At 59.6% G+C, this 14205-nt stretch carries 15 protein-coding genes; 4 read left to right on the top strand and 11 right to left on the bottom strand.

Going from position 1 to position 14205, the window contains the following annotated elements:
* The first annotated feature begins 29 nt into the window (after positions 1-29).
* Positions 30-542: a GspH/FimT family pseudopilin gene (locus BKX96_RS26155; protein ID WP_046815711.1), complete on the top strand. Its 513-nt coding sequence runs from the start codon at positions 30-32 to the stop codon at positions 540-542.
* Between the two features lie 4 nt (positions 543-546).
* Here BKX96_RS26155 and ispH read toward each other — a convergent pair whose 3' ends face one another.
* From ispH to murJ, 6 genes are all read right to left on the bottom strand, one after another.
* Positions 547-1494: a 4-hydroxy-3-methylbut-2-enyl diphosphate reductase gene (gene ispH / locus BKX96_RS26150; protein ID WP_046815712.1), complete on the bottom strand. Its 948-nt coding sequence runs from the start codon at positions 1492-1494 to the stop codon at positions 547-549.
* Between the two features lie 141 nt (positions 1495-1635).
* Positions 1636-2073 carry an FKBP-type peptidyl-prolyl cis-trans isomerase gene (fkpB, locus tag BKX96_RS26145; protein ID WP_178134270.1) on the bottom strand — a complete coding sequence of 146 codons (438 nt, stop codon included), beginning with the start codon at positions 2071-2073 and terminating at the stop codon, positions 1636-1638.
* Between the two features lie 7 nt (positions 2074-2080).
* Positions 2081-2593 carry a signal peptidase II gene (gene lspA / locus BKX96_RS26140; protein ID WP_046815714.1) on the bottom strand — a complete coding sequence of 171 codons (513 nt, stop codon included), beginning with the start codon at positions 2591-2593 and terminating at the stop codon, positions 2081-2083.
* Positions 2586-5417, bottom strand: a complete 2832-nt coding sequence (ileS, locus tag BKX96_RS26135; RefSeq protein ID WP_077185849.1) for an isoleucine--tRNA ligase — start codon at positions 5415-5417, stop codon at positions 2586-2588. Before ileS ends, lspA begins: the two co-directional genes overlap by 8 nt.
* Entirely contained in the window at positions 5418-6368 is a 951-nt protein-coding gene (gene ribF, locus BKX96_RS26130) for a bifunctional riboflavin kinase/FAD synthetase (protein WP_046815716.1), read from the bottom strand.
* A 129-nt stretch (positions 6369-6497) separates the two neighbouring features.
* Positions 6498-8036, bottom strand: coding sequence for a murein biosynthesis integral membrane protein MurJ (gene murJ / locus BKX96_RS26125; RefSeq protein ID WP_046815717.1), 1539 nt, complete (start codon positions 8034-8036; stop codon positions 6498-6500).
* Positions 8037-8288: 252 nt separating this feature from the next.
* On the opposite strand from murJ, the gene rpsT reads away from it, so the two are divergent.
* Entirely contained in the window at positions 8289-8567 is a 279-nt protein-coding gene (rpsT, locus tag BKX96_RS26120) for a 30S ribosomal protein S20 (RefSeq protein ID WP_020798646.1), read from the top strand.
* A gap of 183 nt (positions 8568-8750) precedes the next feature.
* Here the strand turns inward: rpsT and BKX96_RS26115 are convergent, their stop codons facing one another.
* From BKX96_RS26115 to rplU, 5 genes are all read right to left on the bottom strand, one after another.
* Positions 8751-9215, bottom strand: coding sequence for a CreA family protein (locus BKX96_RS26115; protein WP_007970921.1), 465 nt, complete (start codon positions 9213-9215; stop codon positions 8751-8753).
* An 11-nt stretch (positions 9216-9226) separates the two neighbouring features.
* Complete coding sequence (proB, locus tag BKX96_RS26110; protein ID WP_033041014.1) at positions 9227-10345, bottom strand: glutamate 5-kinase; 1119 nt, start codon at positions 10343-10345, stop codon at positions 9227-9229.
* Between the two features lie 137 nt (positions 10346-10482).
* A complete protein-coding gene (gene cgtA, locus BKX96_RS26105; protein WP_077185848.1) occupies positions 10483-11706 on the bottom strand; it encodes an Obg family GTPase CgtA in 1224 nt (407 codons plus the stop codon).
* 195 nt (positions 11707-11901) lie between these two features.
* Entirely contained in the window at positions 11902-12159 is a 258-nt protein-coding gene (gene rpmA, locus BKX96_RS26100; RefSeq protein WP_003281574.1) for a 50S ribosomal protein L27, read from the bottom strand.
* Positions 12160-12194: 35 nt separating this feature from the next.
* Positions 12195-12509, bottom strand: a complete 315-nt coding sequence (gene rplU, locus BKX96_RS26095; RefSeq protein WP_003176051.1) for a 50S ribosomal protein L21 — start codon at positions 12507-12509, stop codon at positions 12195-12197.
* A gap of 239 nt (positions 12510-12748) precedes the next feature.
* On the opposite strand from rplU, the gene BKX96_RS26090 reads away from it, so the two are divergent.
* Positions 12749-13717 (top strand): polyprenyl synthetase family protein, encoded by a 969-nt coding sequence (locus tag BKX96_RS26090; protein WP_046815720.1) that lies wholly within the window; start codon positions 12749-12751, stop codon positions 13715-13717.
* A gap of 125 nt (positions 13718-13842) precedes the next feature.
* The gene (locus tag BKX96_RS26085; RefSeq protein ID WP_046815721.1) at positions 13843-14184 is read left to right on the top strand and encodes a zinc ribbon domain-containing protein YjdM; all 342 of its coding nucleotides are present in this window, start codon (positions 13843-13845) and stop codon (positions 14182-14184) included.
* The last annotated feature ends 21 nt before the right edge of the window (positions 14185-14205 follow it).

The raw sequence follows: 14205 nt of genomic DNA, 5'->3' as shown, positions 1-14205 counted from the left end.
AGGCAGCATATTCCAGGGAGGGAGATTTCATGCGTGAGCAAGGTTTCAGTCTGATCGAATTGCTTATGGGACTCGCGATTGTCGGGATTGTTCTGCTCCTGGTCAGTCCGGCCTATGCAGGACTTAAAGAATCGAACCATCGCGAGGAGTCAGCCAAGTCACTCGTCAGCGGTTTGCGCAGTGCAAGGAGTGAAGCGATAGCCCGCGGCCAGGTCGTGATCATTCACGCCATCGAGGACGACTGGAGCCAGGGCTGGCGGATCATTCTGGATGTCAGCGGCAAGGGCCATGAGGACCCCGACAATCCGCTGCTGATTGAGCGCCGTAGCAGCATGGGCGTGGCGATCATCGGCAATCTGTATGTCGGGACGGCCGTACGCTTCGGCCCACTGGGTGGGCCGGTGGCCGGTGGTTTTCAAGCAGGGACATTGCATGTGTGCGCGGCACGCGAAGCGCAGAGCCAGCACCAGGTGGTACTGGCTTCGAACGGTCGCATCAGCCTGCGCAGCAAACGGACCGCGCAGGCCTTATGCCCGGGGTGAAGGCTCAGAGCAGCGAACGGACCCGCAGTTCCTTGGGCATGGAGAACGTGATGTTCTCTTCACGACCGGCCAACTCATCGGCACCGGTAGCGCCCCAGGCCTGCAATTGCTGGATCACGCCACGCACCAGGACTTCCGGAGCGGAAGCGCCGGCGGTGATGCCGATGCGCTCGACGCCGTCGAACCAGCTTTTTTCCAGGTCTTCGGCACCATCGATCAGGTAGGCCGGGGTCGACATGCGTTCTGCCAGTTCGCGCAGGCGATTGGAGTTGGAGCTGTTCGGACTGCCCACCACCAGCACCACATCGCACTCGTCGGCCAGTTGCTTGACCGCGTCCTGGCGGTTTTGCGTGGCATAGCAGATGTCGTCCTTGCGCGGGCCACCGATGGCCGGGAAACGCGTACGCAAGGCGTCAATGACGCGACTGGTATCGTCCATGGACAAAGTGGTCTGAGTGACGAACGCCAGTTTTTCCGGGTTGTGCACCTGCAGTTCGGCGACATCCTTTTCGTCTTCGACCAGATAGATCGCACCACCGTTGCTGCCATCGTACTGGCCCATGGTGCCTTCGACTTCCGGGTGACCGGCGTGGCCAATGAGGATGCATTCGCGGCCGTCGCGGCTGTATCGGGCGACTTCGATGTGCACCTTGGTCACCAGCGGACAGGTGGCGTCGAACACTTTCAGGCCACGGCCGGCGGCTTCGGTACGTACGGCCTGGGACACACCGTGGGCACTGAAGATCACGATCACGTCGTCCGGCACCTGATCCAGTTCTTCGACGAAGATCGCCCCGCGGTTACGCAGGTCTTCGACGACGAATTTGTTGTGGACCACTTCGTGGCGGACATAGATCGGCGGCCCGAACACTTCCAGGGCGCGGTTGACGATTTCGATCGCCCGGTCCACACCGGCGCAGAAGCCACGGGGATTGGCGAGTTTAATTTGCATGCTGTGCCTCGTGTCTTGCGCGCGAAATTTCAGATCGTTACAACTCACTGTAGGAGCTGGCTTGCCAGCGATGAGGCACTTGGACTCACAGCAAGGCTTGAAGGCCTCTTCGCCGGCAAGCCGGCTCCTACAGAAAGGCGATTACAGCGCTTTGACTTCGATGATCTCTACGTCAAAGGTCAGCGTCTTGCCAGCCAGCGGATGGTTGAAGTCGATGGTCACTTGCGCATCATCGAACTCTTTGACCACACCCGGCAATTCAGTATTGGCCGCATCGTTGAAGATCACCAGCAAACCGGGCGACAGCTCCATGTCCTGGAACTGCGAACGCGGGATGATCTGCACGTTTTGCGGGTTTGGCTGGCCGAAAGCGTTTTCCGGCTCGATGCTCAGAGTACGCTTGTCGCCGGCCTTGAAACCGAACAGCGCCGCTTCGAAACCTGGCAACAGGTTGCCATCACCGACCTTGAAGGTCGCCGGGGCCTTGTCGAAGGTGCTGTCCACCGTGTCGCCGTTCTCCAGGCGCAATGCGAAATGCAAGGTGACTTCCGTGTTCTGGCCGATGCGTTGCTCAGCCAATACCTGTTCAGTCATGAACGGCTTCTCCGGTTTTTTTACTTTTGAACATATCCAGTGCCAGCATGACAGCGCCTACAGTGATTGCGCTGTCGGCAAAATTGAACGCCGGGAAGTGGTGGCGGTTCTGCCAGTGCACCAGGATGAAATCGATCACATGGCCCAGGGCAATGCGGTCATACAGGTTGCCCAGCGCGCCGCCGAGCACCAGTGCCAGCGCAACCGCCAGCCAGGTCTCGTTACGCCCCAGACGCTTGAGCCAGACCACCAGCACCGCGCTGACCACAATTGCAATCAGGGCAAACAACCAGCGCTGCCAGCCGGAGCTGTCAGCCAGGAAGCTGAATGCAGCGCCGGTGTTGTAGGCCAGGGTCCAGCTGAAGTAGTCGGGGATCACCACGATCTGCTGGTACATCTCGAGCTTGCCTTCGAAGTAGAACTTGCTGGCCTGGTCGATGACCAGAACCAGCAGGCTCAACCAGAGCCAGCCCAGCCGCCCGAAGCGGCCAACGGCATTAGGCATAGTGACGAACCTCGCCAGCGCCGCTGATGTTGTCGACGCAACGACCGCAGATTTCCGGATGCTCAGGGTTCACACCGACATCTTCACGGCAGTGCCAGCAACGGGCGCACTTGGCGTAGGCCGACTTGACGATCTTCAGCTTCAGGCCGCTGACTTCGGTAACTACCGCGTCGGCAGGAGCCTGTACAAACGGCGCAACGCTGGCGGTCGAAGTGATCAGCACGAAGCGCAGTTCGTTGCTCAGCTTGGCCAGGTCGGCGCTCAGGGCGTCTTCGGCGAACAGCGTCACTTCGGCTTGCAGGTTGCCACCGACGGCCTTGGCCGCGCGCTGGATTTCCATCTCCTTGTTGACCGCAACTTTCACTTCCATGATGCGATCCCAGTAGGCGCGACCCAGCTCGAAACCTTCCGGCAATTCGGTCAGGCCTTCGTACCAGGTGTTGAGCATGACGGATTCGTTACGCTCGCCCGGCAGGTACTGCCACAATTCGTCAGCGGTGAAGGCCAGGATCGGCGCGATCCAGCGCACCAGCGCCTCGGAGATGTGGAACAGCGCGGTCTGGCACGAACGGCGAGCCTTGCTGTCGGCGCCAGTGGTGTACTGGCGGTCCTTGATGATGTCGAGGTAGAAACCACCCAGCTCCTGCACGCAGAAGTTGTGGATCTTCGAGTAGACGTTCCAGAAGCGGTATTCACCGTAGTGCTCTTGCAGCTCGCGTTGCAGCAGCAGGGTGCGGTCTACAGCCCAACGGTCCAGTGCCAGCATTTCTTCGGCTGGCAGCAGGTCGGTGGCCGGGTTGAAGCCGGTCAGGTTCGAGAGCAGGAAGCGCGCGGTGTTACGGATACGCCGGTAGGCGTCCGCACTGCGTTGCAGGATCTGCTCGGACACCGCCATTTCGCCGGAGTAGTCGGTCGACGCGACCCACAGACGCATGATGTCGGCGCCCAGGGTGTCGTTGACTTTCTGCGGAGCAATGACGTTGCCCAGCGATTTGGACATCTTGCGGCCAGACTCGTCCACGGTGAAACCGTGGGTCAGGAGCTCGCGGTACGGCGCGTGGTTGTCGATGGCGCAACCGGTCAGCAGCGACGAGTGGAACCAGCCACGGTGCTGGTCGGAACCTTCCAGGTACAGGTCGGCACGCGGACCGCTCTCGTGGCCCATCGGGTGCGAACCGCGCAGGACGTGCCAGTGCGTGGTGCCCGAATCAAACCAGACGTCCAGGGTGTCACTGATCTTGTCGTACTGCGGCGCTTCAGCGCCAAGCAGTTCGGCCGCGTCCAGCTTGAACCAGGCTTCGATGCCTTCGACTTCGACGCGCTTGGCAACTTCTTCCATCAGTTCGACGGTACGCGGGTGCAGCTCGCCGCTTTCCTTGTTCAGGAAGAACGGGATCGGCACACCCCAGTTGCGCTGGCGGGAAATGCACCAGTCCGGACGGTTGGCGATCATCGAGTGCAGGCGTGCCTGGCCCCAGGCCGGAACGAACTTGGTGTCTTCGATGGCCTTGAGCGAGCGCACACGCAGGGTGTCACCCGTGGTCGGCTGCTTGTCCATGCCGATGAACCACTGCGCGGTGGCGCGGTAGATCAGCGGGGTCTTGTGGCGCCAGCAATGCATGTAGCTGTGTTCGATGACGGTGGTGTGCATCAGCGCACCGACTTCGGTCAGCTTGTCGACGATGGCCGGGTTGGCCTTCCAGATGAACTGGCCGCCGAAGAATTCCAGCGAAGTCGCGTAGACGCCGTTGCTTTGCACAGGATTGAGGATGTCGTCGTTGACCATGCCGTATTTCTTGCAGGTCACGAAGTCGTCCACGCCGTAGGCCGGGGCAGAGTGAACCACACCGGTGCCGGCGCCCAGCTCGACGTAGTCAGCCAGGTACACAGGCGACAGGCGATCGTAGAACGGGTGACGGAAGTTGATCAGTTCCAGTTCTTTACCGGTGGTAGTCGCGATGACCGAACCTTCAACGCCATAGCGCGTCAGGCAGGCTTCAACCAGCTCTTCAGCCAGCACCAGCAGCTTGTCGCCAATATCAACCAGGGCGTAGTTGAATTCCGGGTGGACGTTCAGCGCCTGGTTGGCCGGGATGGTCCACGGGGTGGTGGTCCAGATCACGATCGAGGCAGGCTTGCCCAGCGATGGCAGACCGAACGCGGCGGTCAGCTTGGCCTCGTCAGCGATCGGGAAGGCCACGTCGATGGTCGAGGACTTCTTGTTCTCGTACTCCACTTCCGCTTCGGCCAGGGCCGAACCGCAGTCGAAGCACCAGTTCACCGGCTTCAAGCCCTTGAACACGAAACCGCCCTTGACGATTTCGGCGAGCGCGCGGATTTCACCGGCCTCGTTCTTGAAATCCATGGTCTTGTACGGGTTGGCGAAGTCGCCCAGCACGCCCAGACGGATGAATTCGGACTTCTGCCCTTCGATCTGTTCGGTGGCGTAGGCTCGGCACAGTTCGCGGGTCTTGTCCGCGCCCAGGTTCTTGCCGTGGGTCACTTCGACTTTGTGTTCGATCGGCAGGCCATGGCAGTCCCAGCCCGGAACATAAGGCGCGTCGAAGCCCGACAGGGTCTTCGATCGGATGATCATGTCCTTGAGAATCTTGTTCAGTGCGTGACCGATGTGAATCGTGCCGTTGGCGTACGGAGGACCGTCGTGCAGGACGAACTTCGGACGATCCTTGCCAATTTCGCGCAACTTTCCGTACAGGCCAATGCTGTCCCAGCGCTGCAGAATCTGCGGTTCGCGCTGAGGCAGGCCGGCCTTCATTGGGAAGGCGGTGTCCGGAAGGTTTAGCGTGGCTTTATAGTCGGTCATTTAAGGCTCTTCATTAGCGATTGGCGCTAGGTGCGACAGGGCACGGGCGGCGGCGACATCCGCATTGATCGCCGTCTTAAGCGCCTCCAGAGAGGCGAAACGCTGCTCTTCACGCAGCTTGTGGTGGAAAACCACCGTCAAACGCCGGTCATACAGATCGCCGGCAAAATCTAAAAGATGGACTTCGAGGTGGGCTTTGCCATCTCCCTGGACCGTGGGGCGAACGCCGATATTGGCGACGCCTGGCCAGGTCTTGCCGTCGATGTCGACGTTGACCAGGTAAACCCCGGTCAGCGGCACGCGACGACGCTTGAGTTGAATGTTGGCGGTGGGCGTACCCAACTGCCGCGCCAGCTTCTGGCCGTGCAGCACGCGACCGGCGATCCGGTACGGGCGACCCAGCAGCCGCTCGGCGAGGGCAAAGTCAGCAGCGGCCAGCGCATTACGCACCTGGGTGCTGCTGACGCGAATGCCATCGAGCTCGACGGTCTGCGCCGCTTCCACGGTAAAGCCCTGCATCACGCCAGCCTGTTGCAGGAAATCGAAATCCCCTACCCGGTCACAGCCGAAACGGAAGTCGTCGCCGACTTCAAGGTGTTGCACGCCGAGCCCATCAACCAGGATGGTATCGACAAATTCACTGGCGCTGAGCTTGCTCAGGCGCTGGTTGAAGGCCAGGCAAAGGACCCGGTCGACCCCTTCGGCGGCCAACAGCTGCAATTTGTCACGCAACCGGGCCAGACGGGCCGGTGCCGTGTCCGGGGCGAAGAATTCCCGTGGCTGCGGCTCGAAAATCACCACGCAGCTGGGCACACCCAACTCGAGTGCACGCTCGCGCAGCCGCGCCAGGATAGCCTGGTGACCACGGTGCACACCGTCAAAGTTGCCAATAGTGGCGACACAGCCCCGATGCTGGGGGCGCAGATTGTGGAGGCCTCGAACCAGCTGCATAACGCGCTTCTTGCTCATAAAGTGGTCGATTATAACCACACCCGGCGGCCGACGACAGGCAACACCGTATCCCAAAGTCATCGAGCCGACAAAAACGCCGACTCGCCCGTGTTTATCACTGCCCCGGCCTCAGCCAAGCGTCCTGCGGTTAAAGTCGCGCAACCGAAAGCCCATCAACACTAACATGCCGAAATACGCCACCACACCGGCAATCACCAAAGCGCCCAGGCGCAGGAAACGCTCAAGCATCTGGCCATCGCCCCAAGCAGGCATGAAGTGCATCCCGGCCAGCAATACCGCGGACATCACCGCGACCGCGACCACCAACTTGGCGCCGAACTTCGCCCAGCCCGGTTGCGGCTGATACATCTGTTGCTTGCGCAGTTGATAGAAGAGCAGCCCGGCATTGAGGCAGGCCCCGGCACTGATGGCAAGCGCAAGGCCGGCATGGGCCAGCGGGCCGATCAAGAGCAAGTTGAACAACTGGGTGACCACCAGGGTAAAAATCGCAATCTTCACTGGCGTGCGGATGTTTTGTTGCGCATAAAAGCCCGGCGCCAGCACTTTGATCACGATAATCCCGAGCAAACCGACCGAATAGGCAATCAGAGCACGCTGGGTCATGGCCGCATCATGGGCATCGAATTGACCATACTGGAACAGTGAAACCGTCAGCGGCTCGGCCAGGATTCCCAACGCCAGGGCACAAGGCAATACCAGCACGAAACACAGGCGCAGGCCCCAATCGAGGATTCGCGAATATTCCTGGCGATCCTTGCTGGCGTAGGTCTTGGCCAGGGTCGGCAGCAAAATCGTGCCCAGGGCCACGCCCAGCACACCGGACGGCAACTCCATCAGGCGATCGGCGTAGTACATCCAGGACACCGAGCCGGCCACCAGGAACGAGGCAAAGATGGTGTTGATGATCAGCGAGATCTGACTCACCGACACCCCGAGAATCGCTGGCAGCATCTGTTTCATCACCCGCCAGACGCCGCTGTCGCGCAGATTCAGGCGCGGCAGAACCAGCATGCCGATTTTTTTCAGATGCGGCAGCTGGTAGAGCAATTGCGCCAGACCACCCGCCAATACCGCCCATCCCAGGGCCATCACCGGTGGATCGAAGTACGGCGTCAGGAACAGCGCAAAAATGATCATGCTGACGTTGAGCAGGGTCGGCACAAAGGCCGGCACCGAAAAGCGATTCCAGGTATTGAGGATCGCTCCAGCCAACGAAGACAGGGAAATCAGCAGGATGTAAGGAAAGGTCACGCGCAGCAGACTCGTGGTCAGCTCGAACTTTTCCGGTGTATCGGCGAAACCCGGTGCAGTCACCCAGATCACCCAAGGTGCGGCCAGGATGCCCAACGCCGTGACAAACGCCAGCACCAGCGTCAGCAGGCCAGAAACGTAGGCAATGAAGGTTCGCGTCGCCTCATCGCCCTTCTGACTCTTGTATTCGGCAAGAATCGGCACGAATGCCTGGGAAAACGCCCCCTCGGCAAAAATCCGCCGCAACAGATTGGGCAGTTTAAAGGCGATGAAGAAGGCGTCGGTCGCCATTCCCGCACCGAATGCACGCGCAATGAGGGTGTCACGAACAAACCCCAGAATCCGGGAAAGCATCGTGATAGAGCTGACGGCGGCCAACGATTTGAGCAGATTCATTGAAAGAGTTTGTGCCTGTCGATAAACAGCAGGCGAACTACGCGCCTACTTATGCGATACTCCGCGCCGCAACAGCACAGAGCCAAAGCTCGCGAGTTTACAGGTCGCACGCTGGAAAGAAATATCCAGAGGTGTAGTACCTACCACTTAGCGGAACGTCTCAACCGCCCTTGACAAGACCTCAACTCATCGGCATGATTCGCGGCCTATTTTGTTTGCTATTTCCTAAAAAGTCTTTCGAGGAGCTCGACGGTGGCCAACTCACCTTCCGCCAAAAAACGTGCAAAACAGGCTGAGAAGCGTCGCAGCCACAACGCCAGCCTGCGTTCCATGGTTCGTACCTACATCAAGAATGTAGTTAAGGCCATCGACGCAAAAGACGCTGAAAAAGCTCAAGCTGCATACGTTCTGGCTGTGCCAGTTATCGACCGTATGGCCGATAAAGGCATCATCCACAAGAACAAGGCTGCTCGCCATAAGAGCCGCCTGAATGGCCACGTAAAGGCCCTGAACGTTGCCGCTGCTGCCTAAGCGACTCGTTCATTAAAAAGCCGACCTCAGGGTCGGTTTTTTATTGCCCACGATTTGATGGGCACGCAAAAAAAACTGCGGGAGTGGGCTTGCTCGCGAATGCGCAGCGTCAGTCGACCTCAATATTGACCGACACGCCGCCTTCGCGAGCAAGCCCGCTCCCACAGTTCTGATTGTGTGAAATTACTGAGCGTGAGCCCACGGCAAGATTGGAATCGCCGTCACCGCGTTCTGCGGACTGCCCTCGATCAAGCGATCGCTGTAGACCAGATACACCAGCGTATTGCGCTTCTTGTCGAGGAACCGCACCACCTGCATGGTCTTGAATACCAGGGACGTACGCTCCTTGAACACCTCGTCGCCGTCCTTGAGCTCACCCTTGAAGCTGATGGGCCCGACCTGGCGACAGGCGATGGACGCCTCGGCGCGATCCTCGGCCAATCCAAGCCCACCCTTCACGCCACCGGTCTTGGCCCGCGACAGGTAGCACGTCACTCCCTCGACCTTGGGATCATCAAAGGCCTCGACCACGATGCGATCGTTCGGGCCGACAAACTTGAACACCGTCGACACCTGGCCAATTTCCTCGGCCGATACCAGCAACGGCATCGCCAACAGCAACCCCAATAATCCTTTTGCCACGCGCATCAGGTATTCCTTCAGACCAGGATCAGGTTATCGCGATGAACCAGTTCCGGCTCCGCCATATAACCCAAGAGACCGACAATCGCCTCAGACGACTGACCGATGATTTTTTGTGCTTCCAGCGCACTGTAGTTGGCCAGCCCACGGGCAATTTCACGACCGTCGGGCGCCACGCAGACCACCATTTCGCCGCGACGGAAGCTGCCTTGGACCAATTTGACCCCAACCGGCAGCAGGCTCTTGTTGCCCTGGGACAACGCCGTCACCGCCCCCGCATCCAGCACCAGGGTGCCACGGGTTTGCAGATGCCCGGCCAGCCATTGTTTGCGCGCCGCCAGCATGCCGCGCTCAGGCGAGAGCAAGGTGCCGATGCGCTCACCCGCCTTGAGGCGATCCAGTACACGCTCCAGGCGACCACCGACGATGATCGTATGCGCACCGGACCGCGCCGCCAGGCGCGCCGCCCGCAGCTTGGTCTGCATGCCGCCACGCCCCAGCGCACCGCCGGTACCACCGGCCACCGCATCGAGCGCCGGATCATCGGCGCGCGCTTCGTAGATCAGCTGGGCATCAGGGTTATTGCGCGGATCAGCATCAAACATGCCATCGCGATCCGTCAGGATCACCAGCAGGTCAGCCTCGACCAGATTGGCCACCAGTGCCGCAAGCGTATCGTTGTCGCCGAAACGGATTTCGTCGGTAACCACGGTGTCGTTCTCGTTGATCACCGGGATGACCTTCAACTCGACCAGCGCGCGCAAGGTGCTGCGCGCATTCAGGTAGCGCTTGCGATCAGACAGGTCATCGTGGGTGAGGAGAATCTGCGCAGTGTGCCGGCCATGCTCGGCAAAGCTCGATTCCCAGGCCTGCACCAAGCCCATCTGGCCGATTGCAGCAGCGGCCTGGAGCTCGTGCATCGCACTGGGTCGAGCAGTCCAGCCCAGACGGCTCATGCCGGCCGCCACCGCCCCGGAGGACACCAGCACCAGCTCGACACCCGCCTCATGCAAGGCCACCATCTGTTCAACCCAGACACCCATTGCCGCGCGATCCAGGCCCTTGCCGTCCGCCGTCAGCAAAGCGCTGCCGATCTTCACGACCCAACGCTGCGCACCTGTCACCTTGCTCCGCATCATCTTCAACCTTAGCTTGAGGGCAGCGCGACCTGGCACTGCCCATGACGTTATTCGTGGTTATTCGTGACCAACGATCGATTTCCGGATACTAAAACGCCGCTCGATTGAGCGGCGCTTAAGTCTATCGCAACGAATCAGTCACGCACGTAAATGATTTCCGGACCGTCTTCGTCATCCACATCTTCTTCATCCCAATCATCGTCACCGATGTCGTGGACCGACTTCACGCCGCTGCGACGCAGTGCACGCTGATCGTCCAGCGCCTGCAACTGGGCACGGGCTTCATCCTCGATACGCTGATCGAGGTCAGCCAACTCTTCCTTGTAAGCCGGGTCGTTAGCCAGTCGATCAGCACGATCTTCCAGGTAACGCATGATGTCATGACACAGGCGCTCGGTGTTCTGCTTGGCGATGGCCGAGATCACATAGACTGGACCGGTCCACTCGAGGCGTTCGACGATTTCCTTGACGCGCTCGTCGTGCTCTTCCTCGAGGATCTGGTCGCACTTGTTCAGGATCAACCAACGATCGCGCTCAGCCAGGGACGGGCTGAACTTGGTCAGCTCGTTGACGATGACTTCGGCAGCGTCCGGAGCACTGGTATCGTCCAGCGGGGCCATGTCGACGAGGTGCAGCAGCAGGCGGGTACGCGACAAGTGCTTGAGGAAGCGAATCCCCAGGCCGGCGCCGTCGGAAGCGCCTTCGATCAACCCCGGAATGTCCGCGACCACGAAGCTTTTCCAGCGATCGACACTGACCACACCCAGGTTCGGCACCAGGGTGGTGAACGGATAATCGGCGACTTTCGGCTTGGCGGCCGAGACCGAACGAATGAAGGTGCTTTTACCCGCGTTCGGCAAGCCCAGCAGACCCACGTCCGCCAGCACTTTCATTTCCAGCTTGAGGTCACGCTGCTCGCCCGGCTTGCCCGGCGTGGTCTGGCGTGGCGCACGGTTGGTACTGGATTTGAAACGAGTGTTACCCAGACCGTGCCAGCCACCATGAGCCACCAGCAGTTTCTGGCCAGCCTTGGTCAGGTCGCCAATCACTTCCTGGGTGGCAGAGTCAATCACTGTGGTACCAACCGGCACACGCAGGATCAGATCCTCACCCTTCTTGCCGGTGCAGTCGGTGCTGCCGCCGTTGGAGCCACGCTCGGCATCGAAGTGCCGGGTGTAACGGTAGTCGACCAGGGTGTTGAGGTTCTCGTCGGCCATCATATAGATGGAACCGCCATCACCACCATCACCGCCGTTAGGACCACCGTTTTCGATGAATTTTTCGCGACGGAAGCTCATGCAACCGTTGCCGCCGTCACCGGCTTTTACTCGAATCGATACTTCATCAACAAACTTCATAACAAACGCCTCTCGCCATACGGACGAGCCGAAAAACAATCAAGACATAAGACTCTTGCAAAAATGAGCGCAGCGACCCCAAACCACGATACCTACATCGTACGCCGACAGCCCATACAAACAGCTTTGCAAGAGACTCACCCCACAAACGAAAAAGCCCCGTCGCGAGACAGGGCTTTTCCAGCGATCGCGCAATTAAGCCGCGACTACGCTCACGTAACGACGACCGAAGGCGCCTTTTACTTCGAACTTGATCACGCCTTCGACTTTAGCGAAGAGAGTGTGATCTTTACCCATGCCAACGCCGTAGCCAGCGTGGAATTGGGTGCCGCGCTGACGCACGATGATGTTGCCTGCTTTGATAGCCTGGCCGCCATACATCTTCACGCCAAGGCGTTTGGCTTCTGAGTCGCGACCGTTACGGGTACTACCACCAGCTTTTTTGTGTGCCATGAGTTCAATTCTCCTAGTGAGGAATTAGGCTGTAATTAAGCCTGAATACCGGTGATTTTGATCTCGGTGTACCACTGGCGGTGGCCCATACGCTTCATGTGGTGCTTACGGCGACGGAACTTGATGATGCGGACTTTATCGTGACGACCTTGGGAGATCACTTCAGCCACAACGGTAGCGCCAGCAACAACTGGAGCGCCGATATTCACGTCGTCGCCATTGGCAACCAACAGAACGCGATCAAAGGTAACGGATTCGCCGGTAGCGATTTCCAGTTTTTCGATCTTCAGGTATTCACCTGGGGCGACTTTGTACTGCTTGCCGCCAGTAACGATTACTGCATAAGACATGGTATTTCTCCGATAATCCTGCTCACCCAGCTCTTTATAAGAAGAGGTATTGGCTGGCATGGCTGCATGGGGCTGGAGGCCCACTTGCAATTGCGTAAGGCAGGTGCTGCCCAGGAAGTTCAGGGTGCGCGATTGTACGCAAGGCACGAGCGCCTTGCAATAGGCCGTCCATCGCGCCTTGACACCTGCAGGCGTGGGTCCTAGCATGCCGCGCAACCCTTCTGGAGCAACTGTCGCTGATGCAACCCCAAGCTTTCTACCGCGCGGTGGCGGACGATTTTAGCGCCGTCGACGGCATCATCAAGAAGCAGCTGACTTCCCGAGTGCCGCTGGTATCGAAAATCGGCGATTACATTACCTCGGCCGGCGGTAAACGCCTGCGTCCATTGTTAGTGCTGCTGTGTGGCAAGGCCCTTGGCCGTGAAGGCGACGACCTGCGCCTGTTGGCCGCGACCATCGAATTCCTGCACACCGCCACCCTGCTGCATGACGACGTGGTCGACATGTCCGGCATGCGCCGTGGCCGCTCGACCGCCAATGCCATGTGGGGCAATGCGCCGAGCGTGCTGGTGGGCGACTTCCTGTATTCGCGTTCCTTCGAAATGATGGTCGAGCTGGGCTCCATGCCGGTGATGAAAATCCTTTCGCAAGCCACGCGCATCATCGCCGAAGGCGAGGTATTGCAGCTGTCGAAGGTCCGCGACGCCAGCACCACCGAAGAAACCTACATGGAAGTCATCCGCGGCAAGACCGCGATGCTCTTCGAGGCCTCGACCCACAGTGCGGCCGCCCTGGCCGGTGCGACGCCTGAGCAGTGCGAAGCGTTGCGCACCTTCGGTGACCATCTGGGGGTGGCCTTCCAACTGGTCGACGACCTGCTGGACTACAAAGGCGATGCCGAGACCCTGGGCAAGAACGTCGGTGACGACCTGGCCGAAGGCAAGCCGACCCTGCCGCTGATCTACACCATGCGCGAAGGTACGTCGGAGCAGGCTGCACTGGTGCGCAAGGCAATCCAGAAAGGCGGCATCGAGGACCTGGAGAACATCCGCGAAGCCGTGGAAGCCTCCGGCTCGCTGGAATACACCGCGCAACTGGCCCGTGATTACGTGGCCCGTGCGATCAAATGCCTCGATGCGCTGCCTGCCAGCGAGTATCGCGATGCATTGGTCGAACTCAGCGAGTTCGCAGTAGCCCGCACCCACTGACAACGAACTTCCCCTGTGGGAGCGGGCTTGCTCGCTCCCACAGGTTTGTCAGCACTACGCCCTCTCCCGCCTAAAACCCTATATAATGTGCGCTTTTTAGCGATCCTGAATCCAAAGGAGCCTTAGTGAGCACGTTGCCACCCTGCCCGAAATGCAATTCCGAATACACCTACGAAGACGGCGCCCAACTGATCTGCCCCGAGTGCGCCCACGAATGGTCCGCCAGCGGTGAAGCCGAAGCCGTGGCCGATGACGCCGTGAAAAAGGATTCGGTCGGCAATGTCCTGCAGGACGGTGACACCATCACCGTGATCAAGGATCTCAAGGTCAAGGGCACGTCGCTGGTGGTCAAGGTCGGCACCAAGGTCAAGAACATCCGCCTGTGCGACGGCGATCACGACATCGACTGCAAGATCGACGGCATCGGCCCGATGAAGCTCAAATCCGAATTCGTCAGAAAAGTCTGATTCAGCTGTATGCCAGCCCAC

The organism is Pseudomonas putida (assembly GCF_001976065.1).
Taxonomy (GTDB): domain Bacteria; phylum Pseudomonadota; class Gammaproteobacteria; order Pseudomonadales; family Pseudomonadaceae; genus Aquipseudomonas; species Aquipseudomonas serbica.
Note: the sequence above shows the minus strand (reverse complement) of the source record. Positions and strands in the feature narration are given on the sequence as shown.